The following is a 26,240-nucleotide window of genomic DNA, read 5'->3' as shown; positions in this document are numbered from 1 at the left end:
TTATTGATGTGTCAAATATATTTTTGTTTAAGTTATTAAAAGGGGGGGATACCTCCCTTTTTAATAGGTTATTTGACCTAAATGACATTTACTATATCAGAAAGCTATGAAAAAACCTCTTTAAAATTATAAAGAGGTTTTGAAATTATTTGAAAAATTAAAATAATAATAGTAGGAAATCTTTCCTATCAATTTTGAATTAAAGGTATTATTGCTTAATAATTTTTTTAGTAGCAGTTGTACTATTTTTTCCTTTAATTTTTAAAAAATACATTCCTTTTGGTAGTGTTGAAATATCAATATTGAGGGAATTTGTTTTTAAAACTTCTTTCCCTAGAAGGTTTATTACTTTGATGCTACTTAGAGGGGTATTAGTATGTATTTGAATATTATTTGTAGCAGGATTCGGGAAGATGTTTAGGCTATTGCTAAAACTTTCATCATCAATGCCAGCAGTAACTTGAGGTTTTAAATCTTCATCGTAAATTTTAATGATACTTCCATTTCCTTGATTTGTAACATACATATTTCCTAGTTGATCTACTTCCAGATTTCTAGGTTGTTGTAAGTTTGTAGTAACATAATCACTAACAGTATTAGTAAGACTATTGTATTTTACAATTTTGTTTGTATTTGCACTGTAAGTAGTAAAATAAACGATATCATTAACAACAACTACTCCTCTAATAGCAGGGTAGCCACTAGCTACTTCCGTTCTTGTGCCATTCATAGATATTTGGATCAATTTTCGGTCATTTCTATCTGTAATATACATATTGCCATTAGAGTCAAAATCGGTACTTTCAGGAGTAAATAGTTGTGTTGCTACATCTGTTTTAGTTAAATTACTATCTACTTTAACAACTTTGGAGTTATTTTCTGATACGTAATACAAAGAATTATTGTAGAAGGTAACTCCGTAAGGAGAATCACCAAAAGCATTGACATACTGTGTCAGTTTTCCAGAGCTATCTGCTTCCAGAATTTTTCCATTGAAAGGTTCTGCAACAAAAAGTTTATTATTTTCATTAAAAGCAATGTCATTAGCTCTAAAACCAGTAGAAGCAAATACGGTTCTAGTACCATCAGTATTTACACGATATATTTTTCCTGTGTTATGTTCTGAAACATAAACGGTATTATTATGATCAATAGCAATTCCTTCAAGAGAAGAATCAAATCCAGTTGCAAATTCAGTAATTGTAACATTAGAAGGAACTTCCACGAATTTAGCGGTCACATTTTTATCGGTATCCATAGTGAGGTCTAGTGGATTTTGATTACCACTAACATCTCCACTCCAGCTATCAAATTGGAAACCAGGATTCGGAGTTGCTGTTAATATTACGATCATTCCATCATCATAATTGTTATTGGTACCATGATTCGGAGTTGGATCTGTAGTAACAATTCCGTTATTAGCATTTAAGGTAAGGGTACGAGTTTGTGTGTAATTGGCAATAATGGTAACGTCTTCTGTTATTTTAGTAGTAAATGAATTAGAGAAATGAGTAGTGTTCCCTTTGGTCCATCCTGTATGTCTATATCCACTATTTGGACTAGCTGTTAATGTAATTTCAGTACCATCATCGTAAATATTATTAGAAGCATCAGGTGTTTTTGTAACTGTTCCATAAGTACTTATTATAGTTACAGTGTGTTTTATCTTCTTGTAATTAGCCGTAATCTTTTTATCAGTATCCATGGTAATATTCAATGGATTTTCAGTACTAGTATAAGCTCCACTCCATGCGGTAAATTCATGAAAAGCGTCAGGGCTTGCTGTTAAAATAACTTCGGTATCATTGGTGAATAAACCATTAGTAGAAGAAGGATTTGTAACTACTGTACCTCCTTCAGAGTGAATCGTTAGCTTTTTAACAGAAGAACAATCCGTGCTAAAACTTGTATGGTTGTCTATTGTTTTCCAGTTATTGTTGCTGTAAGTTACATCATCAACAGAGATGCAATATAAATTAGGATTATTAGTAGCATTGAATTGAGTAATTTTTGTATTGTGGTTATTAGCTATGTTTAAGTTAGTTAGTTCATTGTAATGACAACTGATATGGGTTAAAGCAGTATTTTTAGAAAGATCTAGGTTAGTTAGAGCACTAGAAGCACAAGAAAAAATTTCTAGTTGATTGTTATTAGAAACATCTAAACTAGTAAGTTTACTAGAACCGCAGATTAATTTCTTTAGAAGGAGGTTTTTAGAAAGGTCAATTGTAGAAAAGAGATTATCACCACAGTTAAGCTCTCTTAAGTTAGTGTTTTGAGTAAGGTCTAAATGGGTAAGCTTATTGCCTCCGCATCCTAAATCAGCTAGCTTAACATTTTTAGAAATGTCTAGGTTCGTTAATTGATTGTTGGAGCAAGTGAAGTTAGTTAAAGAAGTATTGTTAGAAAGGTCAATATTGGTTAACGAGTTTTCATAGATGCTAAGACCAGTTAGATGGATGTTTTTAGAAAGGTCTAAGTGAGTTAAATTATTCTTAGAAATCCATACAGTAGTTAGCTTTGTATTTTTAGAAAGATCTAAGGTAGTTAAATTATTGTTAGAACTGTCTAAAAAGGTAATATTAAGAAATGCCTCTATACCCGTTAAGTCGTTAATATTTTGATCGCTAACACTTACTTGGGTAGCATCATAAGCTTCTGAAACCTGTATTTCAGTATCTCCATTGGCATTGATGGCAGGATCAGATACTAGTGCTTTTTTAAAGTTAGGATCAGGAATATTAACAATTTCAGGTGTGAAAGTTACACAATTCGTGCTATAGTTTGTATGAGGGTCTTTAATCCAATTTGCATTATTTTCAGCATTCGTAACATCATCTACCTGAATACAAGATAAAGGGTTAGATTCAGCGCTCAATAGATTTAAAAGATGGTTGTTTCCATTAGCTACGTTTAGGTAATTTAGCTCGTTTTCTCTACAACTTACAGCGGTCAGAAAGCGGTTTTTAGAAAGATCCAGTCTCGTAATTTTGTTAAAGAAGCAAAATAGTTCAGTTAACTTAGAGTTTTTAGAAAGATTTAAGTCAGTCAAATTATTTCCTACGCAACCTACATTTGTTAAATTAATATTTTCAGAGAGGTTTAAATTAGTCAATCTATTATGAGATATAAATAATTGTTTTAACGCTATGTTTTTAGCTAAATCAATTGTTGCAATCTTATTTTGACGACATCCCAAATAGGCTAAGTGAATATTATTATTGATTTCTAAACTAGTTAAATTGTTTCTATCGCATGATAACGCTGTAATATTTATAAAAGCTTCTATTCCTATTAAACTGTTAATATTTTTATGACTAACATTTAGCGATCCAGTATAAGCTTCGGCTTCACTAACTTGAATTTCAAGGTCGTTATTGGTATCAATTGTAGGAGTATGATTTAAAAGAGCATTTTTGAAATTAGCATCAGGAATAACAACGATTTCATGATTACTCTTGTCATACACTTTTACATTGTCTATTAATACTTGAAAAGATTCTCCATTAAAGGTTGCAGTAGAAATACTTAAATCATAGTTGCCTGTTTGGTCAGGAATAAATGATTTTGTGACTTCGTTCCAGTTATTGTTAGAAGCAAATCGATTACTAGAAAGAGTGGTAGCGCTTCCCGTACGAGAGATATTCAAGTTGATAGGGTGTGTACCCCCATAATTAGCATCAACATATTTATAAGTATATGAAACGGTGTATTCAACACCACTACTCATAGGAACTTTAGTGCGTACTTTTGGTTGAATATTATCGGTAGTCACTACTAGCGATGCAGAGAAGTTTCCTTCAGAAAAATCCGATGAGTTTTGAGAGATGTTGTTTTCGGTAGTCCAATCACTTAAAGTAGTAGTAGTAGACCAATTCTCAAATCCTCCATCTGTAATTAGATTTGTTTGACCGTTTATAGCAATAGCAAATGCAAAAAATAAAAGGGAAAGGTATTTTTTTTTCATAGAGACTGAAATTAAGTTAGGTTTTATTAGGTTGCAATTTTAGAATAATAAGACGAATTTGGCAAGGATAATTGTTGTGCTTTTTATAAAAAAAGGAATATAAAATAGTGAAATACTATGATTTACGATGTGTTTAAAGGGAAACAACGAGAGTAAAGCTTCTATATAAACATAAAGAAATTGAAGAGTGAGAAGTAGAAGGGATAAGGTGTAGTAGAAGATTACCTATCAAAGGGGATGGTTATTTACTTTTGTTTGACTTGATTTTAACATGATAGCTTTCCAAGTCTTTTAAGTAGTCATGAGGAATAAAATCTTCATGATCGAATTCTTGCTTACGTTTATGCTTCATTTCAATTCTTTTGATTGCTTTTAGAAATCTACGAATCTCAATGTCATCCTCAATTATAAGACCAGGTACTAAGCTACTATTTCCTTTAGCATCTTTAGCAACCATCGTAAAATAAGAAGAGTTGCAGTGTTTTTTTATTCCTGTAATGATATTTTCAGCTTCTACACGAACACCTACAACCATAGATGTTTTTCCTACATAGTTAATAGAGGCTTTCATAGTAACTAATTCGCCAACTTCAATCGGATTTAAAAAGTCAACGGTATCAACAGAAGCTGTAACACAGTATTTTCCAGAGTGTTTTGAAGCGCAGGCAAAAGCAATTTGATCTAGCAAAGACAAAATATAGCCTCCATGAATTTTACCGCTAAAGTTAGCATGAGAAGGAAGCATTAACTCAGAAATGGTAATACGAGTTTCTTCAACATGCTTATAGTTTTTATTCATTTATAAGCCTTTTGAAATGTGGAGATTGTTCTTCCTCTACTTTTGTAACAAAATATTTGGTATCACCGAGCCAGAAAAAGGTGCCAAAACGTTCTTTATAAGTAACTTTTACATAGCGACCTTGAAATTTTTCTAAGTCTTTGATTACTTGCTTCTCTTTGTCTTCAACAGAAAAAGCAAAAATTTGTGCCCCAGAAATGCCTTGACTAATTTCGCCTTCCCAAGTTTTGACTGCTACTCCTTTATAACTAATTTTTATTAATTCGCCTGAACGAACGCCTTCACTATAGGGTACATAATATATAAAAACATAATAACTAGCGGCCATCAATATAATAGCGAGAATAATGAGAGCAAGTATTTTTTTCATAAGCCAAAAGTACAATTAATATAATAACTTTTAGTGATATTATAAATTACTTAATGATAGCTCTCTTTTTATTTCAGTAATAAAAGCATATTTTTATAGTGTTACTGTGTTGATTAGTAGTTATTTATATTGTTTTTAAATAAGGGGGTTGGTGAAATTTTACACCATAGTAAGCGACTATTTCTCAAATTAACCAAAATTTGAATCGTATGAATCGAAATTACTTTTTTAAATTATTTTTAGTATCAATTCCAATTTCTGCTTTTGTTTTAATGTCTAGTTCAGGAGGAAGAAACGATGGAAGAACAGGATCTTTAGGTGATGGAGGAGCAAGTTGTGCTACTTGTCATACAGGTGGAGCATCAGGAGCTTCTTTAGCTATTACAACAAATATTCCTAGTACAGGATACGATGTTAATACAGTGTATGATGTAACAGTTGCATTATCATCATCAACAGCAACAAGCGGTTTTCAGCTAACGGCAGAAAAAATTAGTGATAACTCTAAGATAGGGACTTTTATTGCAGGAACAGGCTCAAGAGTTACAGGGCAAAGGATAACTCATAATGGAACCAATTTAAAAACATGGTCGTTTAAATGGAGATCTCCATCAACTTCTGAAAGTTTAGTGAAGTTTTATGCGGCAGCTGTAGCAGCAAATGGAAATGGAGTTAATGATTCAGGAGATAAGGTGGTATTAGCAACAACGGGTAGTATCCAATCTTTAGGAATAGAAGAAGCTAAGCGATTAAATTTTTCTATGTATCCAAATCCTTCATCAGAAAAGGAGGTGACAGTTCAATTACCAACTGAAATTTCAACAGCAAAAGTTGATGTATATGATATTTCAGGAAAATTTATCAAGTCGGAAGAAGTATCATCTAGAAAGGATAAGATAATAGTAAAAGATTTAAGTAGAGGGACTTATATTTTTAGAGTAGCTGCTGATGGTAAATTAGGTGCTCAACAATTCATAAAAGAATAGAAAAAAGAAGCTATCATGATAAAAACTGGTTGCAGAAGGAATCGGTTTTTATCATATAAGTTAATGTGAGTTTGACGTAACTTATTCCAATTATTTGGTAAAAATAGCTGCATTTTAATGCTCGGTGTAGTATCCAGAAAGGAGCGAGCAGTGTGTCTAGTCATTAAGCTTGCTAAATATGGTTAGAGGAGCAATGCTTAGCGTGCTTAATTTGGTAGGTATTTTTCAAGATATCATTTACAGGTGCTATCATAGCTCTTTTTCCTATTTTTTTCTCGCTTAGGCAATTTCAGTGTTTTGTAATTCAATACTTTAGTGTACTGCTTTTATACAATAATAAAACGTAGTTTTTTACGTGGCGATCACATTAGTTATATACTACTTATAAGTTAATTAAATAAACTTAGCAAGAATATAGCGAAGTTCTAAAAAGTTAAGCTTTTTTTTGTAAAACACCCTAGTAACTTACTAAGAAAGTGTAACAATGCACTTTAGGAACATGTAATAAGATATTAGGATCGTGCAACAACCGAAGAATAAAGAGTAGAAAAGAAAACAAGAATAATGGTAGTAGAGGTCTATGTAGCAAAATTTATAGAAACTATTGAGCGTGAGTTTGATATATGAAAATGTAATTAATTAAGCTCTAAAAAGCTGTTTTTTATTCTGAGAAAATCAATTGATTGATGACATTATCTGAAAAAACCTTAAAAATACTAATAGAAAGCTTATTTTAATTAGAGTTAAGGTGCATTATTTTATATTTGTATAAAATTTTAAAAGATGAATTATATATTGTTTGATGGTGATGTTCGTAATGCATTACTTCCACTTACATATACAAGACCAGTTGCAGAAATAAGGGTAGGAATTTTAACGATTCGTGAAAAATGGGAGAAATATTTAGGGTTGACAACGACTACGCTTACTGAAGAATATTTAGGAGCTAAGTACCCAATGTTAGAAATGGAGCAAAATGTATTTATAAATGCTTCGTTTTTACCAACTAATAATTTAGTTGAAATAGTAAAAGGATTAACGCATAATCAAGCGGTATTTAAAGGAGAAGATGTGATTGCCTTTTATACTTTGGATACACAAGAAGAAGTTGATTTTAGTACTTATGAGCAGATAGAGTTTAAAGAAGATTTGATTCAAATAAAAAATACTTGGGATGTTTTTTCATTAAACGATAAGGCAATTCGAGCAGATTTTGATTTAATTACTGAAGGAAGAACCTCGCAAGAAATTCCAGACACAATCAATTATATTAACAAAGAAAATATTTTTATAGAAGAAGGCGCTATATTGAATTTTGCTACATTAAATGCTGCTACAGGACCTATTTATATAGGTAAAAATGCAGAAATAATGGAAGGAGTAGTGGTAAGAGGTGCACTAGCTCTATGTGAAAAAGCAACATTAAAAATGGGAGCTAAAGTATATGGAGCAACAACTATAGGACCAAATTGTAAAGTAGGAGGAGAAGTAAATAATTCAGTTCTTTTTCAAAACTCTAATAAAGGGCATGAAGGTTATTTAGGCAACTCCGTTTTAGGAGAATGGTGTAATATTGGAGCAGATACGAATAATTCTAATCTAAAAAATAATTATGCTGAAGTAAAATTATGGAATTATGAAGTAGAGCGTTTTTCAAAAACGGGATTGCAATTTTGTGGTTTAATTATGGGAGATCATTCTAAATGTGGAATTAATACAATGTTTAATACAGGAACTGTAGTAGGGGTTTCGGCAAATATCTTTGGAAGTGGATTTCCAAGAAATTTTGTGCCATCATTTAGTTGGGGAGGAGCTGCTGGTTTTACAGAATATAAAACGGCTAAAGTTTTTGAAGTTGCTGAAACTGTTATGAAGCGTAGAAATGAGGTTTTTGATGCACAAGAGCAAGAAATTCTAGAACACGTTTTTCAAGCAACAGCTAAGTTCAGAAATTATTGATAGAACACAGAAAGAGAAGCGTAGCTTATTTGAATGATTTTTTTTGAATTATGTAAGCTACGCTTTTACCTTGAATTTTACTCTCTAACCACGATAAAATATCTAGGTATAAAAAAGCTCTTTTTTCATAAGGATGTTCTTCATAAGGCTTTAAACGAGCATATATTTTTTGGAATTCTTTTTTTATTTGATGTGGAAAAACATCTCTTAGATCTCTTATAGAAACAATGAATTCTTTTTGAACCTCTTGTAAATTTTCCATTTTAAGTAAGAAGCGATAGGTATCTTTAAATTGTCGTTCTAAATCATGATCTAACCCAGATTCATAATGAGCAATAAGGCTGAGCACCCTGGCGAAGCATTGCAAATCATCAGCTACTTTTAAATTCTTTGAATTAATAATCTTGTTCAGGTATTTAATACAGGTTTCATTTTTCCCCATTCCAAAATACAAACAAGCAATCTTATAATAGAGAATAACAATGTGATGGCTATCAAGTCTATTTTTAAATGCTTCTATTTTAGTATTGATGATATCAACTAGATATGCTCCCTCTTTAAAATTACCATCCAAAAAATGCAAGTGTAGTTTGTTAGAATAGAGATATTGAAAAATGAGTATTTCTGTATTGCTATTTAAAGGAATCGCTTTAGTAGCGATTTCCTGTTCGAAAAAAGTAAGCTCATCTTTAAATTTTAAAGAATGCTTTAAGAAAAATAAGCTTTCTAATAGGTAGTTTTTCCCTTTTAAATAAAAAACAGGGTGTACATAAATATTTTTAGGAGCCTTTGTGAATAAACTAACCCACTTATCGGCATATTTATAGCTTTGTAAAAAATTTTGTGTTAAAAAACTACGCCATAAATGAGCTTTGTATAGCCATAATTTTTCTCTAAAACCTAAATGTTTAAAATCATATTTTGGAAGTTTGGTATTAAAATAAGTGTTGATTTTTTGTAGTTCAGTATCATTCTTCACATAACCATTTTTTAATAATGTACTGTATAGTTGCAATGACAAATTAGACAGCTTACTAGTAATTACATTTTGCAAGCTTAATTCTTTTGCTTGAATGGTTAATTCATCAGCTCTTGTATGAATGCTTCTTGTGATGTATTGACTTTCAATAACTTTTTCAAGCTCTACAATCTCATAAGCAATGTTTTTTTCATTATTCTCCAAAGCTAAGCTTTTAGCTTTATCTAAGAGCTTTAAACTTTGCTTATACAACCCTTTTTGATACAAGACAGTTGCAAAATCTAATTGCTCTCTAATTTGGATTCGGATATTTTTAAGAGCAGGATTTAAACGCAAGCTAATTAATATTTGTTTATATAAATGCGCTTTTAAATTGGATAGTTGTTGCTTGCTAACAATACCGCTTTTTATGATTTCTTTTTCACTATAGTACTTTTGTTTATCTAAAATTTTGAAAAGTGAAAAAAATTTAGCGTCAGTATTTCCTCCTAATCTTCCTATGTATAGATTAAATTGGCGTTTTTCTGATTTCGATAAGGATTTTATTAGAACAAAAAGAGCATCATTTTGATGATTGGAAACTGTAAGGTTTTTAGTCATAAGTTATTGATTGTTAGTTTTTTAGTCTTTTTGTTTGATGGTTAAATATCGTATTAATCTTTTTGAAAAAGAAATCTTTTGAAAAGCCAATATATACATTTGATTTTTATTTAGACAATCATTTTAAGATATATGCAAAACGATAAAGTTCAAATTTTTGATACTACCCTTAGAGATGGAGAGCAAGTTCCAGGATGTAAATTAGATACTAATCAGAAACTAATAATAGCGGAAAGGTTAGATTTTTTGGGAGTAGATATTATTGAAGCAGGTTTTCCTGTGTCAAGCCCAGGAGACTTTACATCAGTTAATGAAGTGGCTAAATTAGTCAAAAATGCTTCAGTTTGTGGTTTAACGAGAGCAGTTAAAAAAGATATAGAAGTAGCAGCAGAGGCATTAAAAGTAGCTGTAAAACCAAGGATACACACAGGAATCGGTACAAGCGATTTTCATATAAAATATAAGTTTAATAGTACGCAAGAAGAGGTCATTAAAAGAGCAAAAGAAGCAGTTGGTTATGCTAAAAAATTTGTAGAAGATGTAGAGTTTTTTGCAGAAGATGCAGGAAGAACCAGCAATGAGTTTTTGGCAAAAGTATGTGAAGAAGTAATCAAATCAGGAGCAACAGTTTTAAACATACCAGACACCACAGGGTATTGTTTACCAGAAGAATATGGTGCTAAGATAAACTATTTAAAAGAACACGTGAAAGATATTGATAAGGTAACCATTTCGTGTCATTGTCATAATGATTTAGGATTGGCAACTGCAAATTCCATAGCAGGAATTATGAATGGAGCCCGTCAAATAGAATGTACAATTAATGGGATAGGAGAGAGAGCAGGAAACACAGCTTTAGAAGAAGTAGTTATGGTGTTAAAACAACATCCATATTTAAATTTACACACAAATATTAATACGAAATTATTATATGATACCAGTATGATGGTACGTGAAAAGATGGGGATGCCAGTACAGCCTAATAAGGCAATTGTAGGGGCAAATGCATTTGCTCATAGTTCAGGAATTCATCAAGATGGGGTTATTAAGCATCGTGAAACTTATGAAATAATGAACCCAGAAGATGTAGGAGTAAATGAAACATCGATTGTCTTAACAGCAAGAAGTGGTAGAGCAGCATTGGCCTATAGAGCAAAAAAAATAGGATATGAATTAACAAAAATACAGCTAGATGCAGCATATAAAACATTTTTATCTTTTGCAGATAAACAAAAAGAAGTAATAGATAATGATATTCATTTAATAATGAAGGAGGTAAATAAAGTTTCAAAAATAAGAATAGCTTAAAATATAAATAAGGTTATATTTACTGTTTTATAATCAAAAGATTATGATAAAGGTATTTATAATTTACCTAAAAGAATGATACTATAATGAGGGGAACATTATTTGACAAAGTTTGGGACGCACATGTGGTTGATACCATTGAAAATGGACCGCAAATTTTGTATATAGATAAACATTTGATTCATGAAGTTACAAGTCCGCAAGCTTTTAAAGAATTAGAAAACCGCGGAATTCCTTTGGCGAGGCCAGATAAAATAGTTGCTACCGCTGATCATAATACACCAACAGAAAATCAGCACTTACCAATTAAAGACGCTTTGTCTCGTAAGCAACTTGACCAATTAACAGAAAATTGTAAAAAAAATAATATAACCTTGTACGGGTTAGGTCATGAAAATAATGGGATTGTTCATGTAATAGCTCCAGAATTAGGAATTACGCAGCCTGGAATGACCATGGTTTGTGGAGATAGTCATACGTCAACACATGGAGCATTTGGAGCCATTGCTTTTGGTATAGGAACAAGCCAAGTAGCACAAGTGTTTGCTAGTCAGTGTTTATTATTGGAAAAGCCGAAGAGTTTACGGGTGAATGTAAATGGAAAATTAAAAAAAGGGGTATTGCCTAAAGATGTTATATTATACATTATAGCTAAACTAGGTACCAATTCTGGAACAGGGTATTTTTGCGAATATGCAGGCAATGTATTTGAGGAAATGTCAATGGAGGGGCGTATGACTGTTTGTAATATGAGCATAGAAATGGGAGCAAGAGGAGGAATAATTGCGCCTGATGAAACAACATTTGAATACATAAAAGGAAGAGAATTTGCTCCTAAAGGAGAGACATTTGATAAAAAAGTAGCGTATTGGAAAACATTGAAAACAGAAGAAGATGCGCAATTTGATAAAGAGTATTCATTAGATGCAGCAGATATCGAACCGATGCTCACTTATGGTACGAATCCTGGAATGGGAATAAAAATAACAGAGAAAATACCATTTGAAGAGGATGCTTCTTTTGAAAAATCATTAAATTATATGAATTTTCAAAAAGGAGAGTACTTAATAAATAAACCTATAAATTATGTGTTTATAGGGAGCTGTACAAATTCTCGGATAGAAGATTTTAGAATAGCAGCATCTTATGTAAAAGGAAAACAAAAAGCTTTGCATGTGAATGCATGGTTAGTACCAGGCTCTCAAAGAGTGGCTAAACAAATAAAAGAAGAAGGGTTACAAACTATTTTTGAAGCAGCAGGATTTGAATTACGTCAGCCTGGATGCTCAGCTTGTTTAGCCATGAATGATGATAAAATTCCAGAAGGAGAATATTGTGTTTCTACTTCTAATAGAAACTTTGAAGGAAGGCAAGGGCAAGGAGCAAGAACTATTTTAGCAAGTCCTTTAACTGCGGCTGCGGCTGCAATAGAAGGAAAAATTACTAACTTTACAAAGCAATTGAATTAATGGAAAAATTTGATAGATTGATTGATACAGGGATTCCATTGCCAACAGAAAATATAGATACAGATCAAATAATACCCGCTCGATTTTTAAAATCAACAGATAAAGAAGGGTTCGGTGATAATCTGTTTAGAGATTGGCGTTATCAAAAGGATGGCAACATTAACTCGAATTTTGTTTTGAATAATGAGCGTTATAAAGGAACGATTTTAATTGCAGGAGATAATTTTGGATGTGGTTCTAGTAGAGAGCATGCGGCGTGGGCGTTATCAGGGTATGGATTTAAAGTAATTATTAGTAGTTTTTTTGCTGATATTTTTAAAGGAAATGCATTGAATAATGGATTGCTGCCAGTGCAAGTATCTAAGGAGTATTTAAACTTTTTGATGAATGAAGTAACGGTAAATCCTGATGTAGCTATTGAAATAGACCTAGAAAATCAAAAAGTAGCTGTAAAAGGAGACCATTTTGTGGAAGCATTTGATATAAATCCATATAAAAAGATTTGCTTATTAAAAGGATATGATGATATTGACTTTTTAATGAGTAAAAAAAGGCTTATCGAAGTTTTTGAATTGAATCAATAAATAACGTTTATTAAGAAAATATATAAATTTAATAATGAAGTGATTTCAACTTTTTGTTTTGAAGCAAACATTTAGTTTTTTGCCCTAATGAGGTCTTTTTTGAGTAAGCTAGCCTTTTAGCTACGCTGTGATAAAAAGCTAAAATTAGAGTGAAATAAGACGAATTTGCAGACATTAGAAAAAGTTGAAACTACTTCAATATCTGTTTTTTAATTGAAGGGAAAAGAGGAAGCAGATTGGGTGTCTAATTAAAAGTTTAATTATGAAATTTAACATAGCAGTAATACCAGGAGATGGTATAGGACCAGAGGTGATAGAACAGGCAAAAAAAGTGATCAATGCAGTAGGGTTTGTATATGAACATACCTTTATTTACAAAGAGGGGTTGATGGGGGCTTGTGCAATAGATAAAACAGGAACTCCATTACCAGATGAAACAATAGCTTTATGTAAAGATTCAGACGCTATACTATTTGGAGCTATTGGAGATCCTAAGTATGATAATGATCCTTCTGCAAAAGTACGTCCTGAGCAAGGATTATTACGATTGAGAAAAGAATTAGGATTATTCTGTAATCTTCGCCCCGTAAAGGCATATGATCAATTAATTAGGAACTCCCCTCTAAAGGAAGAGATTGTTAAAGATACAGATATTGCTATTTATAGAGAGTTAACAGGAGGTATTTACTTTGGAATAAAAGAATTGAGTGATGATGGTAATATTGCCTTTGATGGCTGTTCTTATTCTAAAGAAGAAATAGAACGAATAGCACATTTAGCTTTTAGAGCAGCTCAAAATAGAAAAAAAAGATTAACCTTAGTAGATAAAGCAAATGTATTGGAAACTTCTAGATTATGGAGAAAAACTGTTACAACGTTAGCTGTTGAATATCCTGATGTAAAGCTAGATTTCCTATTTGTAGATAATGCAGCAATGCAAATCATTTTAAATCCAAAGCAATTTGATGTAATTTTGACAGAAAATTTATTTGGAGATATCATCTCAGATGAAGCAAGTGTTATAGGAGGATCAATAGGTTTGTTAGCATCAGCTTCTATAGGAAAGGAAGATGCTTTGTTTGAACCTATTCACGGCTCTTTTCCACAAGCAAAAGGAAAAGACATAGCGAATCCGTTAGCCTCTATTTTATCAGCAGCAATGCTGTTAGATCATTTAGGGTTGCATGAAGAAGCGGAAGCTATCAATAGTGCCGTTCAGAAGTCATTAGAATTGGGAATTTCGACAATGGATATCAATTCAGAAAAACCATTTACTACATCTAAGGTGGGAGATTTTATTGCTGATTACATACAAAATCAAGAAGATAGCAATATAAATTTTCAAAATATTCATATGGGGCAAAGTACTATTATTTAGTTTCTATTGAAATTTTGCAATAAATTATGCCAAGGAAATTTCCTTGGCATAATTAGTGAAGTGATTTCAACTTTTTGTTTTGAAGCGAACATTTAGGATTTTTTGCCCTAATGAAGTCTTTTTTTGAGCAACATAGCTTTAGCTACATTGTGACAACAACCTAAAATTAGGATGAAATAAGGAAAATTTGCAGGCATCAGAAAAAATTGAAACCACTTCAATATCTGGTATCAGAAAAAAATTAAGTTAAGCTAGGTTCTTTATTTAAAAAGGACATAAATTTCTCACTTTCCTCTGGTCGCATAGCGATGTTTCCTACAGGAACTTTTCCGTCAACGGCTTCAATAATTTGAGTTACCATTTCATGATTAAAAGCACCACATAACTCGATAAGATGTACTCTTTTATCTTGTAGCTTTTTAGCGGCTTTACAAGCCATATTAATATCCTGTACGCAATATACAGTAGTTGTAAAACCATTCGCTTTTAATGCTGTTGACTGTTCTTCGGTGTAGCTTGGATCTATCATAATAAATCCATAGTTAGAAAATTTCATATTGCTTTATTTTTAGTTTGTAAATAAGATTTTTAGCAAGAGTTAAAGCTTGATTATTAAGTATTCAAGAGCCTTTCTTTTGCCATATAAATATACGAAAAATTACGAAAGATACCTAGGAGTATTTACTTGTAAAATAAAGTTTTTAGAATAGTATATTACTAATAACAATTTGAAATTATTGGAAAAGAAAGCGTTTTTTATATGGGTATAAAGCCCCATTATAAATGAGGCTTTATCATATTATTAGAAAAGGCCTACAGGCTTTTTATCATAAGAAATAAGCATGTTTTTTACAACGCGATAATGATCTAATACCATTTTATGGTTTTCACGACCAAATCCTGATTCTTTAACACCTCCAAAAGGAGCATGAGCAGGATATGTATGGTATTGATTAACCCAAACTCTACCAGCTTGGATGGCTCTTGGAACTTGGTATAATTCATGAGCATCACGAGACCAAACACCAGCTCCTAAACCATAAGAAGTGTCATTAGCAATAGCGATAGCTTCTTCAGTAGAACTAAAAGTAGTCAAGGCAACAACAGGACCAAAAATTTCTTCTTGGAATACACGCATGGTGTTATTTCCTTTTAAAATGGTAGGTTGTATATAATAACCTTCTGAAAGTTCACCTTCATAATTTCCTGCTGATCCACCCGCTAAAACAGCAGCTCCTTCTTCTTTACCTATATTGATATAGTTAAGAATTTTATGATATTGTTCTTTAGATACTTGAGAGCCAATCATTGTTTCAGGGTCAAGTGGATTTCCTGTTTTTACGTGCTTTAAGCGAATTTTCATTTTTTCAATAAAAAGATCTGCAATGTCTTCATGTACCAAGATACGAGAAGGAGAAGTACAAATTTCACCTTGATTAAGAGCAAACATTAGTGCTCCTTCAATAGCTTTATCAAAAAAGTCATCATCTTTATCGGCAACGGAAGGGAAGAAAATATTGGGAGATTTCCCACCTAATTCCATAGTAACGGGTATGATGTTTTCAGCAGCATTGTGTAATACTTTTCTTCCTGTTTCGGTAGAGCCAGTAAAAGAAAGTTTAGCAATTCTATTAGAAGTAGCTAAAGCCTGCCCTGCTTCGATACCAAATCCAGTAACAATATTTAATACACCTGGAGGTAAAATATCTGCAATTAACTCCATTAAAACCATTACACTTGTAGGAGTTTGTTCCGCAGGTTTTACTACGATAGTACATCCAGCAGCTAAAGCAGGAGCAATTTTCCAAGTGAACATAAGTAAAGGGAAATTCCAAGGAATTATTTGACCAATTACACCAAGAGGCTCGTGTAAAACAATACTTACAGTATCTTTATCGTGCTCAGAGATACTACCTTCATCGGCGCGAATAACACCAGCAAAATAGCGGAAATGATCAATACAATAAGGAATGTCAGCTGCGCGAGACTCTCTAATAGGTTTTCCGTTATCAATAGTTTCTGAAGTAGCTAATAGCTCAAAATTATCTTCCATTATTTGAGCTATTTTTAAGAGTATATTGCTACGTTCTGTAACAGAAGTATTACTCCATGTAGGAAAAGCTTTATGAGCGGCATCTAGTGCCAAGTTAACGTCTTCTTCTGTAGAGCGAGCTGCTTGGGTAAATACTTTACCATCTACGGGAGATACGTTGTCGAAGTATGCTCCTTTAACAGGAGGAACAAATTTCCCATCGATAAAATTTTCATATCTTTTTTTGAAAAGGGGTTTTTTTACGTTTGCCATAATGTATTATAAGATTTATTTTTTAGCTTTAAAAAAGCATTTTTAATTCAGGGGCAAATGTATGGACAACTCTTGTTGTATAGGTTATTCATCCAGTTCAATCATTTATGAAAAAAGGTCAAAATAACCATATAGAATTTACGAATGCTGCCTTAATTATTTTATTATAAATGATAGGTATTCAAACTTTTTTAGTATAATGCATAAAAATATCTTAAGGTATTATATTAATAAAATAATAACCTGTTTTTTGGAGGAGGTTAAACTAGAAAATATTTTTAGGACTCACTCCAAATTTCTTTTTAAAAGCAGTACTAAAGTTAGATAGGTTATTGTATCCCATTTCTAAATAAATATCGGAAGGTTTTAAATTACCTGATTCTAACATTTTTTTTGCCCTTTGCAATCGTTTGTTTTTTAACCATTTTCCTGGTGCTTCATTGTACTCTGAAATAAAGCGACGCTTAAAAGTAGATAAACTCATATTACATAAAAAAGCAATTTCTTCAAGTTTTAGATTGGAGTAGGTATTCTTTTCTATAATGGACTTAAAAGAAGATATTTCTCTGGAAATTAAAGTGTGTAAGTACAATTCAAATATAGTTCCGTATTTATTGAGTAAATACAGTAGTATTTCATCGAATTTTATAGAGAGGAGCGAGGCTGATAAATTAGAGTGTAAAGAGGTTATATTAGACAAAGAGTTTAAGAAGGATGTAATATAAGAATCATTTTCTATAATGAAATAAGGAGTTTCTTCTTTAGACGGGGAAGCATTATTAGTATATTTATTAAGAAAATCGATTAACTTTTTTTCAGAAAAGAAAAAAAGCTTACAAAAATAAGTAGTGTCAAAGTCCATTAACTCTGTCCAAAGCCAATTTCCCTTTTTTAATAATAATGATTGCTTTTTATCAACGGAAATGGAAGCATTAGCAAAATGTAATTGCTTTCTACCAGCAGGTAAGAAACTAAACATATTCATATTCAAATTGACTTTGCTTTTAATGACATTGCGAGTCATTTTAAAGTCGTAAATCAACAGGTCGTGCTGTTGTTTAAAATCTTGAATATAAATTTCGGGAAAGCTTTCTATTGGCATTTTATTTTTCATACGAAAATACCGCTATTTTTAATTTAAAAGTAGCGGTATTTTAGAATTTATAAATGCGTTTAATTAGAGGGAAAGCTATTCTTTCTCAAAAAAGCTAAACACATTTCCACCATAGCGTTTATCATAACTGTGTTTTGGATGGCTAGATAAATCGGTATGCTTTGAATGTTCGACAATTAGTAATCCATCATCATTTAAAAGATTTCTTTCAAAAACGGTATTCACAATCTTTAAAAACTCTTCCTTTTCGAAATCGTATGGAGGATCTGCAAATATCACGTCGGTCTTTAAAGGAGTTTTTTCTAAGAATTTATAAACATCACTTTTATAAGTATGAATATCAAAATTCAAATTTTCAGCGATACTTTGAATAAATTTTATACAAGCAAAATGTTGATCAACAGCATATATTTCTTTACTTCCGCGAGAAGCAAATTCAAAACTAATATTGCCAGTACCAGAAAAAAGATCCATGACAGAGATGGCATCAAAATAATACAAGTTATTAAGAATATTAAATAAGGATTCTTTTGCCATATCTGTTGTAGGTCTAACAGGTAAGTTTTTAGGAGCAGTTAATCGTCTTCCTTTATATTTTCCAGATATAATACGCATTATGAAATAAGAATAAAATTAGAATGGTTAGAAAAATCGTTTGAATTGTTAAAAAAGTTTGAAGTAGTACTGATAAAATTTATATTTCTAATATACTGATAAGTAATTGTATAAATAGCAGAGTTCTCTTCGATATCTCCAGAAAAAGTAAGTTGAAATTCATTAGGATCTAGTCCCAATTGCTCTGCAGTAAAAAGAAGATAGTAAAGGAAGTCTTCTTTAGTATTAAAAGGATAAGAGTTGTAAAGAAGCAAAGAATTGTCTTTTAAAACTACGATATCCAATTGGCTTTTAAAAACATGAGCGAAAAAGTAGGAGCGACCATCTTTTTTAGTGTGATTTAATAATTTATCAATTAACACAGAAGCGTGATGTCTGTATTCAAATTCCCCAAAATTTTGAAAGAGGTAATTATTGATATTAACGTAGGGTACGTACACATTCTTGGCTTCTATACATTGTAAATCGTCAAAGGCAATAAAGTCAGTAGCCAACGTTTTGATATTATAGTTAAGATATGTTTTTAATTCCTTTTCCTGAAAGTATTCATTAGGAACCAGTGTAGCTAAGTTACTTTGATGAATAGCAATAGTATTTTTAAAATCTTGCTGCAAATCAGGGTCAGAAGAAAAGATATGCTCAATCTTTTCAAGGAGTAGTTCAGGAGTAGCTATCTTTTGATCAAAAGAATATTTTGTAAAACAAATAGGTTTGTGAGACAAAGCATCTTTGATGCAAAAAGAAAATCCATCCAAACTGAATTGGACGGATAAATCTTTATGTTCTGAAACAATATTGTTTCTTGTACTATTTTTTTGCAATGTTGGTTATTTTATCATAAGAAGGAGGCCAGTTACCACCTGTTGTTACATCTTCTAAAGAACCTACAGAAACAAAAGCGCCTTTAATTTGATCTGTTTCAACAGCTTCTAACTCTCTTTTTACTAAAGAACGATCCATTCCCTTTAAAATAGTTTCCTTGTCTATTTTCGCTTCAAAAACAGGAACAACTAATCCTGCTACTTTTTCAATCTCAGCAGTTTCTAAAGTATATTGTTTGGCTGTATTAGGAACGTTAAACATATTTTTATAGTCTTTACCATCAAAATATTTCTTTACATCTTCATATCCTATAGTATCTATTTTTCTTTTAGAAACAGTCACAAAGATGCCTCCACCTTTATCTACTTTTTCTTCAACATTTTTAGTTTCTGTTAATGCTAATTTACCAGTTTCAATGAAGTTAAGCAAAGTATCTTTATTTTTAGTATATGTTCCATATACCTGTTTGTATTTTACTTCAGCATCACGAATTAGTTTCAAATTTTGAATTACCTTAGCGTAACGTATTTGCTTGTCTTCGTTAAATTTAATAGGACTCATTACTCCTTCATAAATCTTCCACCCTAAATAAACAGAAGCACCTAAGAGTAATAAAGAAACTAGCCATCTCATTTTAAGTGGTACAAATTTAACAATAACTAATGCTAAAATAAATGCAACCACAACAGCTGCTAAAATCATTAATACTAAATTCATTTTTTTAATTTTTAATATGTGATAGTCGCAAATCTACAATTTTTTTTCAATGAAGAAAACTTTTCTTTATAAATAGGCTTATCTTTGTGAATTATTTATAATATGATAAAAACCGAAGCTGATTTTTACAAAGAGATTATTCAAAAATTTCCTTATGAACCTACTTACAAGCAAAACCTCCTTATAAATGAGCTAACAAAGTTTATTTTTACCAAAGATACTCGCGCTTTGTTCTTATTGAAAGGATATGCAGGTACAGGAAAAACAACAACCATAAGTACAATCGTAAATAGCTTATGGAAAGCAGGAAAAAAAGCTGTTTTATTAGCTCCAACAGGACGCGCGGCTAAAGTAATTTCAGGATACTCAAAAAAACAAGCCTTAACGATACACAAGAAAATCTATTTTCCTAAGAAACAAAGCAATGGGGCAGTCGATTTTGTATTGCAACCGAATAAACATAATAACACTGTTTTCATAGTAGATGAGGCCTCAATGATACCAGATAGACCTCAAAGTGCTAAGTTGTTTGAAAATGGTTCGTTGCTAGATGATTTGATATCGTATGTATATTCGGGTAAAAATTGTAAGATTGTTTTTATTGGAGATACCGCCCAGTTGCCTCCTGTTAAATTAGATGTGAGTCCTGCTTTAGAAGCAGATAAACTTGCTTTAGACTTTAATAAAGAAGTTACAGAGATAGAGTTAGATGAGGTAGTTCGTCAAAAAGAAAACTCAGGAATTTTATTCAACGCAACAGATTTACGTTTGCTATTACAAGGAGGAGCAACTCACTTTCAGTTTGATCTAAATTTTCCAGATATTATCAGGTTAGAAGATGGTGATGATATTCAAAATGCTATAACTTCCGCTTATGATGGTGATATGGGGGTGGAAGATACGGCTATAATTGTAAGGTCTAATAAAAGAGCCAATCAATATAATCAGCAAATTCGTTATAAAATAAGAGGACAAGAAAATGATATTTCTACGGGAGACTATGTTATGGTGGTTAAAAACAATTATTTTTGGCTAAAAGACGCATCATCGGCAGGTTTTATTGCAAATGGAGATATCTGTGAAGTAATGAGAATTAATACAGTAAAAGAACTGTATGGATTTAAGTTTGCAGAAGTAGAAATTAGAATGATTGATTACCCTGATATGAAACCTTTTGAAACAGTTTTATTATTAGATACTTTAACTAGCGAAAGTCCTTCTCTAACTTATGAAGAATCCAATAAATTATACGAAGCTGTGAAAGAAGATTTTGCAAATGAATCAAAATATAAACAGTTTATAGCCATAAAAAAGAATAAATATTTCAATGCTCTTCAAGTAAAGTTTTCGTATGCTATGACCTGCCATAAGTCTCAAGGAGGACAATGGAATACTATTTTTATAGAACAACCTTATTTGCCAGAAGGACCCAGTGTTGAATACTTAAGATGGTTATATACTGCGGTAACACGAGCCCAAGAAAGATTATATTTAATAGGATTTAAAGATGAATGTTTTTTAAGTAGCTAAATGTTAGCGTTTTGTTAATTTGATAGGATACACTTATAAAAAAACTACATTTGTTTACGATTCAAATTATTTCAAATGAATAAAAAATATTTTTTTGGATGTTTTTTCTTATTGGTTAACTTATCAATAGTAGCTCAAAAACCTCAGAAATTAACATCAAACCAAGTATATGAAAAGGTACAAAAGCTTAACTTTTTAGGAACAGCATTGTATATTGCAGCACATCCAGATGATGAAAACACTCGATTGATTGCTTATTTAGCAAATCATGTAAAAGCAAGAACAGGATATTTATCATTGACCCGAGGTGATGGAGGGCAAAATTTAATAGGTTCAGAAATCAGAGAGTTATTAGGAGTAATTCGTACACAAGAACTATTAGCGGCTAGAAGTGTAGATGGGGGAGAGCAAATGTTTTCAAGAGCGAATGATTTTGGATATTCAAAGCATCCTGATGAAACTTTAAAAATATGGAATAAAGATAAGGTACTAGCTGATGTGGTTTGGGCGATTCGTAAATTTAAGCCAGATGTAATTATTAATAGGTTTGACCATAGAACTCCAGGAACTACTCACGGGCATCATACGTCATCAGCAATGTTAAGTGTTGAAGCATTTGATTTAGCAAATGATCCAACGAAATATACAAGTCAGCTTAAAAAAATAGCTGTTTGGAAACCTAGAAGATTATTCTTTAACACTTCTTGGTGGTTTTATGGGAGCCAAGAAAAATTTGCAAAAGCAAATAAGAGTAATATGTTACAATTTGATGTAGGAGGCTATTACCCATTAAAAGGATTGTCAAATAATGAGTTGGCATCCATAGCAAGTAGCCAACATTTATGCCAAGGTTTTGGAAGATTGAGTACAAGAGGAAGCCAGAAAGAGTATGTAGAATTTTTAAAAGGAGATTTTCCAAAGGACAAAAATGATGCCTTTTCAGGAATTAACACTACATGGAATAGGATAGAAGGAGGAGGGGCAATAGGAGCTATTTTATATGAAGTAGAAGAAAATTTCGACTTTGTAAACCCTTCCAAACATTTGCCTGCTTTTATAGAAGCATATAAGCTTATAGGTGAGTTAAGAGATACGCATTGGAAAGAGATAAAATTAAAAGAACTTAAGGAAATTATTTTAGCTTGCTCAGGAATTTATTTAGAGGCTTCTGCAGCACGTTCAAGTAGTACCTTGGGAGAATCGGTTCAACTTCATTTTGAAGTGTTGAATAGAAGTTCAGCTTCTATGGAGTTAACAGGAATAAAAATAATACCAGAAGGAAAAGTTTTAAAAAAAGAGATTGATTTAGCTCCTAACAAAAAAGTGAACTTTAAAGAGAGGATTGTCATTAAAAATAAAGGATACTCATCACCTTATTGGTTACAGCTGCCTTGGAGTATGGGAATGTATAAGGTAACAAATCAGGAAAATATAGGAACTCCAGAAAGTAGGAGACCCATTCAGGTTCAGTTCAATTTAATGATTGAAGATACAGCAATTTCATTTGTAAAAAATGTAGTTCACAAGTATGCTAAAAGAGATAAGGGAGAAATTTATGAACCGTTTGAAGTACTTCCTAAAGTAACAACAAAGCTAAAAAACAAAGTATTTGTTTTTTCGGAAGATGCTTCGCAAAAAATATCTTTAGAAATTCGCTCAGGAGCAGAAAATAGCAAAGGTATTGTTGCGTTGGAAGTGCCAACGGGTTGGGAGGTAACACCAGCAGAAATACCATTTGAAATTACGCAAAAAGGATTGGTAGAGACTGTACAGTTTACAGTAACGCCTCCAGCCTATGAATCAGAAGGAACTTTAAAAGCAACGGCTATGGTTGATGGACAAAAATACACTAAGGAATTGGTAGAAATAGAGTATTCGCATATTCCTAAGCAATCGGTTTTATTACCGTCCATAGCTAAGGTTACACGATTAAATATTAAGAAGAAAGGAAATACGATAGGGTATATTCAAGGATCAGGGGATGCAGTGCCGGCAAGTTTGCGACAAATAGGTTATAAGGTTGTAGAAATAACACCTGAAAATATTAACGATAAAAATTTACAGCAATTTGATGCAATTGTTTTAGGAATTCGCGCATATAATACTTTGCCAGCATTGCAATTTAAGCAAAAGTATTTATTAGACTATGTGAAAAATGGAGGCAATATGATTGTCCAATATAATACTAATAGAAATGTAGCTATAAAAGCGCCATACAAATTAAAACTATCGAGAGATCGTGTAACAGATGAAGAATCTGAAGTAAAAATTATAGCAAAAACACACCCCGTATTAAAGTATCCGAATATTATAACAGATGAAGATTTTAAAGGATGGGTACAAGAAAGAGGGCTTTATTTTCCGAATCAATGGGGCAGTGAGTTTACACCTATATTGTCTATGAAAGATAAAGGAGAAAGTGCTAAAAAAGGAAGTTTATTAGTTGCTAGTTATGGAAAAGGAAATTATATATATACAGGATTGAGCTTTTTTAGAGAATTACCAGCAGGAGTCTCAGGAGCCTATAAATTATTTGCCAACTTATTATCTCTAGGAAAAGAAGAATAAAAAAATAGGGTACTTATATAAATAAAACACCTTGTATTTTTTATTTACAAGGTGTTTTTTATTCGTTTTGTTTTGGAAATACCTGTATTAATAAGCTATTTTATCTTGCTTTTTAGTCCATTCTTGAAAAGGTGCCAAAGCAATATCTCTTCCAACTTGTTCAAAAGGAATACTTCTTTTTTCGTAAGGTAATGGAATTTCTTTATAGATGAACTCATCATCAAAACCAATATTAGCGGCATCTACTTGATTACTTCCATAATATACCTTATCAGGTCTAGCCCAATAAATAGCTCCTAAGCACATAGGGCAAGGCTCACAAGAAGTATATACAATACAACCATCTAATTGAAAAGAGCCTATATTCTTGCACGCATCTCTAATAGCAGTTACTTCTGCATGAGCTGTAGGATCATTAGTAGAAGTAACCTTGTTATTTCCGCGTCCTATAATTTCTCCATCTTTTACCACGATGCAGCCAAATGGGCCCCCTTCATTATTATTCATTCCCTTTAAAGCTGCTTTTACAGCCTCACTCATAAATTCTTCGTGATTTTTCATTTATTATTATTATAAAGTTAATTCTATTCACTAAAAAAGCTGCAAAAATTAATTGCAGCCCTTGTTTTATATAAGCTGAATTAGTTTATTTTAAACTACCAGTCATATCAGCAGGTTTTACCCACTCGTCGTATTGTTGCTCAGTAACATAGCCTAAGCGAACAGCTTCTTCTTTTAAAGTAGTTCCGTTTGCGTGTGCAGTATTTGCAATTTCTGCAGCTTTATAATATCCTATTTTAGTATTCAAAGCAGTAACTAACATTAAAGAGTTATTTAATAATTCAGTAATTCTAGCTTGATTTGGCTCAATACCGCTTGCGCAATTTTCATCAAAAGAAATGCAAGCATCACCAATTAGTTGAGCTGATGCTAGCACATTTGCCGCCATCATTGGTTTAAATACGTTTAATTCGTAATGTCCTTGGGTTCCTCCAATAGTTACAGCTACATCATTCCCCATAACTTGCGCGCATACCATTGTCATTGCTTCAGCTTGTGTTGGATTTACTTTTCCAGGCATGATAGAAGAACCAGGTTCGTTAGCTGGAATGATAATTTCGCCAATACCAGAGCGAGGCCCAGAGGCCATTAGTCGGATATCATTGGCAATTTTATTTAAAGAAACAGCTAATTGTTTCAGTGCTCCATGTGTTTCTACCAATGCGTCATGAGCAGCTAATGCCTCAAATTTATTTTCAGCAGTAACAAATGGCAGTCCAGTAAATTCAGCAATATATTTGGCTACTAAGACGTCATATCCAGCAGGTGTATTTAAACCAGTACCTACCGCAGTACCACCTAATGCTAATTGAGATAGATGCGCCAAAGTATTTTTTAATGCTTTTAAACCAAAGTTTAGCTGCGCAACATATCCAGAAAATTCTTGTCCTAATGTCAAAGGAGTAGCATCCATTAAATGGGTACGTCCAATTTTTACAACGTTAGCAAAGGCTTCTGATTTAGCTTGTAAAGTATCTCTTAACTGTGTAATTCCAGGAATCGTTGTTTCTATAATTTTTATATAAGCAGCAATGTGCATTCCTGTAGGGAAAGTATCGTTAGAAGATTGAGATTTATTTACATCGTCATTGGGCTGTATTGTTTTTTCACCTTCACCTATCACGTTCCCAGCAATCTCATGCGCTCTATTCGCAATTACTTCATTCACATTCATATTTGATTGTGTACCAGAACCTGTTTGCCAAATGACCAAAGGAAATTGATGATCGTGTTTTCCATCTAAAATTTCATCACAAACTTGCGCTATTAAATCGCGTTTTTCATTACTTAAAACACCTAAATCAGCATTGGTATAAGCAGCGGCTTTCTTTAAATAAGCAAAACCGTAAACCACCTCCAAGGGCATTGATCCAGCAGGACCTATTTTGAAGTTATTACGAGAACGCTCAGTTTGCGCTCCCCAATATTTATCTGCAGGAACTTCTACCTGTCCCATAGTATCTTTTTCGATTCTATATTTCATTTTGAGTATGATTTTAAATGCTAAAAATTAATAAAATGCTAAATTACAAATTCTCGATCTTTTAAAAATTTATTTTTATCATAATTTATTTTGAAATTATTGTGCGAAAAAGAAAAATAGTTTTAA

The 26,240-nt window shown here is 32.0% G+C and carries 20 protein-coding genes; 8 read left to right on the top strand and 12 right to left on the bottom strand.

Annotated features, from left to right (window positions below):
• Positions 1–208 precede the first annotated feature (208 nt).
• The 3 genes from MARIT_RS09215 to MARIT_RS09205 form a co-directional block, all read right to left on the bottom strand.
• Positions 209–3,967: an InlB B-repeat-containing protein gene (locus tag MARIT_RS09215; protein WP_100211346.1), complete on the bottom strand. Its 3,759-nt coding sequence runs from the start codon at positions 3,965–3,967 to the stop codon at positions 209–211.
• A gap of 241 nt (positions 3,968–4,208) precedes the next feature.
• The gene (locus tag MARIT_RS09210; RefSeq protein WP_024739988.1) at positions 4,209–4,766 is read right to left on the bottom strand and encodes an acyl-CoA thioesterase; all 558 of its coding nucleotides are present in this window, start codon (positions 4,764–4,766) and stop codon (positions 4,209–4,211) included.
• On the bottom strand, positions 4,759–5,136 hold the full coding sequence (locus MARIT_RS09205) for a 6-phosphogluconate dehydrogenase (protein ID WP_100211345.1): 378 nt from the start codon (positions 5,134–5,136) through the stop codon (positions 4,759–4,761). Before MARIT_RS09205 ends, MARIT_RS09210 begins: the two co-directional genes overlap by 8 nt.
• Positions 5,137–5,345: 209 nt before the next feature.
• Between MARIT_RS09205 and MARIT_RS09200 the strand changes: the two genes are divergently transcribed.
• The gene (locus MARIT_RS09200) at positions 5,346–6,122 is read left to right on the top strand and encodes a choice-of-anchor V domain-containing protein (RefSeq protein WP_100211344.1); all 777 of its coding nucleotides are present in this window, start codon (positions 5,346–5,348) and stop codon (positions 6,120–6,122) included.
• A gap of 783 nt (positions 6,123–6,905) precedes the next feature.
• Entirely contained in the window at positions 6,906–8,081 is a 1,176-nt protein-coding gene (locus tag MARIT_RS09195) for a GlmU family protein (protein ID WP_024739985.1), read from the top strand.
• A 25-nt stretch (positions 8,082–8,106) separates the two neighbouring features.
• Here the strand turns inward: MARIT_RS09195 and MARIT_RS09190 are convergent, their stop codons facing one another.
• Positions 8,107–9,660 carry a hypothetical protein gene (locus tag MARIT_RS09190; RefSeq protein WP_100211343.1) on the bottom strand — a complete coding sequence of 518 codons (1,554 nt, stop codon included), beginning with the start codon at positions 9,658–9,660 and terminating at the stop codon, positions 8,107–8,109.
• A gap of 132 nt (positions 9,661–9,792) precedes the next feature.
• Here MARIT_RS09190 and MARIT_RS09185 point away from each other — a divergent pair, with 132 nt between their 5' ends.
• From MARIT_RS09185 to leuB, 4 genes are all read left to right on the top strand, one after another.
• The gene (locus tag MARIT_RS09185; RefSeq protein WP_024739983.1) at positions 9,793–10,968 is read left to right on the top strand and encodes a 2-isopropylmalate synthase; all 1,176 of its coding nucleotides are present in this window, start codon (positions 9,793–9,795) and stop codon (positions 10,966–10,968) included.
• Positions 10,969–11,054: 86 nt separating this feature from the next.
• Positions 11,055–12,437 carry a 3-isopropylmalate dehydratase large subunit gene (leuC, locus tag MARIT_RS09180; RefSeq protein WP_024739982.1) on the top strand — a complete coding sequence of 461 codons (1,383 nt, stop codon included), beginning with the start codon at positions 11,055–11,057 and terminating at the stop codon, positions 12,435–12,437.
• The gene (leuD, locus tag MARIT_RS09175) at positions 12,437–13,021 is read left to right on the top strand and encodes a 3-isopropylmalate dehydratase small subunit (RefSeq protein WP_024739981.1); all 585 of its coding nucleotides are present in this window, start codon (positions 12,437–12,439) and stop codon (positions 13,019–13,021) included. Before leuC ends, leuD begins: the two co-directional genes overlap by 1 nt.
• A 262-nt stretch (positions 13,022–13,283) precedes the next feature.
• Entirely contained in the window at positions 13,284–14,399 is a 1,116-nt protein-coding gene (leuB, locus tag MARIT_RS09170) for a 3-isopropylmalate dehydrogenase (protein ID WP_024739980.1), read from the top strand.
• A gap of 241 nt (positions 14,400–14,640) precedes the next feature.
• On the opposite strand, the gene MARIT_RS09165 is transcribed toward leuB, so the two are convergent.
• The 6 genes from MARIT_RS09165 to MARIT_RS09140 all read right to left on the bottom strand — a co-directional run bounded on the left by MARIT_RS09165 (position 14,641) and on the right by MARIT_RS09140 (position 19,972).
• Positions 14,641–14,955: a DUF6506 family protein gene (locus tag MARIT_RS09165; RefSeq protein WP_024739979.1), complete on the bottom strand. Its 315-nt coding sequence runs from the start codon at positions 14,953–14,955 to the stop codon at positions 14,641–14,643.
• Between the two features lie 246 nt (positions 14,956–15,201).
• Positions 15,202–16,704 carry an aldehyde dehydrogenase family protein gene (locus MARIT_RS09160; protein ID WP_024739978.1) on the bottom strand — a complete coding sequence of 501 codons (1,503 nt, stop codon included), beginning with the start codon at positions 16,702–16,704 and terminating at the stop codon, positions 15,202–15,204.
• A gap of 265 nt (positions 16,705–16,969) precedes the next feature.
• Entirely contained in the window at positions 16,970–17,806 is an 837-nt protein-coding gene (locus MARIT_RS09155; protein WP_024739977.1) for a helix-turn-helix domain-containing protein, read from the bottom strand.
• Positions 17,807–17,893: 87 nt separating this feature from the next.
• Positions 17,894–18,433, bottom strand: a complete 540-nt coding sequence (gene rsmD, locus MARIT_RS09150; RefSeq protein WP_100211342.1) for a 16S rRNA (guanine(966)-N(2))-methyltransferase RsmD — start codon at positions 18,431–18,433, stop codon at positions 17,894–17,896.
• The gene (locus MARIT_RS09145; protein ID WP_024739975.1) at positions 18,433–19,254 is read right to left on the bottom strand and encodes a DUF3822 family protein; all 822 of its coding nucleotides are present in this window, start codon (positions 19,252–19,254) and stop codon (positions 18,433–18,435) included. The genes rsmD and MARIT_RS09145 overlap by 1 nt, the downstream gene beginning before the upstream one ends.
• Entirely contained in the window at positions 19,241–19,972 is a 732-nt protein-coding gene (locus tag MARIT_RS09140) for a hypothetical protein (protein WP_100211341.1), read from the bottom strand. The genes MARIT_RS09145 and MARIT_RS09140 overlap by 14 nt, the downstream gene beginning before the upstream one ends.
• Positions 19,973–20,074: 102 nt before the next feature.
• Here MARIT_RS09140 and MARIT_RS09135 point away from each other — a divergent pair, with 102 nt between their 5' ends.
• Positions 20,075–21,502: an ATP-dependent DNA helicase gene (locus MARIT_RS09135; protein WP_100211340.1), complete on the top strand. Its 1,428-nt coding sequence runs from the start codon at positions 20,075–20,077 to the stop codon at positions 21,500–21,502.
• Positions 21,503–21,577: 75 nt separating this feature from the next.
• Positions 21,578–24,070 (top strand): PIG-L family deacetylase, encoded by a 2,493-nt coding sequence (locus MARIT_RS09130; protein ID WP_024739972.1) that lies wholly within the window; start codon positions 21,578–21,580, stop codon positions 24,068–24,070.
• An 87-nt stretch (positions 24,071–24,157) separates the two neighbouring features.
• Here the strand turns inward: MARIT_RS09130 and MARIT_RS09125 are convergent, their stop codons facing one another.
• Both MARIT_RS09125 and fumC read right to left on the bottom strand, forming a co-directional pair.
• The gene (locus MARIT_RS09125) at positions 24,158–24,631 is read right to left on the bottom strand and encodes a nucleoside deaminase (RefSeq protein WP_024739971.1); all 474 of its coding nucleotides are present in this window, start codon (positions 24,629–24,631) and stop codon (positions 24,158–24,160) included.
• A gap of 85 nt (positions 24,632–24,716) precedes the next feature.
• On the bottom strand, positions 24,717–26,114 hold the full coding sequence (gene fumC, locus MARIT_RS09120) for a class II fumarate hydratase (RefSeq protein ID WP_100211339.1): 1,398 nt from the start codon (positions 26,112–26,114) through the stop codon (positions 24,717–24,719).
• Between the last annotated feature and the right edge of the window lie 126 nt (positions 26,115–26,240).

The organism is Tenacibaculum maritimum NCIMB 2154, from assembly GCF_900119795.1.
Lineage (GTDB): Bacteria > Bacteroidota > Bacteroidia > Flavobacteriales > Flavobacteriaceae > Polaribacter > Polaribacter maritimus.
This window is presented reverse-complemented; position numbering and strand designations above follow the sequence as displayed.

Excerpts from the sequence above, each read along its gene's own strand:
- leuC (WP_024739982.1), top strand. The coding sequence starts at position 11,055 with ATGAGGGGAACATTATTTGACAAAGTTTGGGACGCACATGTGGTTGAT.
- MARIT_RS09185 (WP_024739983.1), top strand. The coding sequence starts at position 9,793 with ATGCAAAACGATAAAGTTCAAATTTTTGATACTACCCTTAGAGATGGA.
- MARIT_RS09135 (WP_100211340.1), top strand. The coding sequence starts at position 20,075 with ATGATAAAAACCGAAGCTGATTTTTACAAAGAGATTATTCAAAAATTT.
- MARIT_RS09215 (WP_100211346.1), bottom strand. The coding sequence starts at position 3,967 with ATGAAAAAAAAATACCTTTCCCTTTTATTTTTTGCATTTGCTATTGCT.
- rsmD (WP_100211342.1), bottom strand. The coding sequence starts at position 18,433 with ATGCGTATTATATCTGGAAAATATAAAGGAAGACGATTAACTGCTCCT.
- MARIT_RS09155 (WP_024739977.1), bottom strand. The coding sequence starts at position 17,806 with ATGCCAATAGAAAGCTTTCCCGAAATTTATATTCAAGATTTTAAACAA.
- MARIT_RS09140 (WP_100211341.1), bottom strand. The coding sequence starts at position 19,972 with ATGAATTTAGTATTAATGATTTTAGCAGCTGTTGTGGTTGCATTTATT.
- MARIT_RS09125 (WP_024739971.1), bottom strand. The coding sequence starts at position 24,631 with ATGAAAAATCACGAAGAATTTATGAGTGAGGCTGTAAAAGCAGCTTTA.
- leuD (WP_024739981.1), top strand. The coding sequence starts at position 12,437 with ATGGAAAAATTTGATAGATTGATTGATACAGGGATTCCATTGCCAACA.
- MARIT_RS09165 (WP_024739979.1), bottom strand. The coding sequence starts at position 14,955 with ATGAAATTTTCTAACTATGGATTTATTATGATAGATCCAAGCTACACC.
- MARIT_RS09195 (WP_024739985.1), top strand. The coding sequence starts at position 6,906 with ATGAATTATATATTGTTTGATGGTGATGTTCGTAATGCATTACTTCCA.
- MARIT_RS09205 (WP_100211345.1), bottom strand. The coding sequence starts at position 5,136 with ATGAAAAAAATACTTGCTCTCATTATTCTCGCTATTATATTGATGGCC.
- MARIT_RS09130 (WP_024739972.1), top strand. The coding sequence starts at position 21,578 with ATGAATAAAAAATATTTTTTTGGATGTTTTTTCTTATTGGTTAACTTA.
- MARIT_RS09200 (WP_100211344.1), top strand. The coding sequence starts at position 5,346 with ATGAATCGAAATTACTTTTTTAAATTATTTTTAGTATCAATTCCAATT.
- MARIT_RS09210 (WP_024739988.1), bottom strand. The coding sequence starts at position 4,766 with ATGAATAAAAACTATAAGCATGTTGAAGAAACTCGTATTACCATTTCT.
- MARIT_RS09160 (WP_024739978.1), bottom strand. The coding sequence starts at position 16,704 with ATGGCAAACGTAAAAAAACCCCTTTTCAAAAAAAGATATGAAAATTTT.
- fumC (WP_100211339.1), bottom strand. The coding sequence starts at position 26,114 with ATGAAATATAGAATCGAAAAAGATACTATGGGACAGGTAGAAGTTCCT.
- MARIT_RS09190 (WP_100211343.1), bottom strand. The coding sequence starts at position 9,660 with ATGACTAAAAACCTTACAGTTTCCAATCATCAAAATGATGCTCTTTTT.
- leuB (WP_024739980.1), top strand. The coding sequence starts at position 13,284 with ATGAAATTTAACATAGCAGTAATACCAGGAGATGGTATAGGACCAGAG.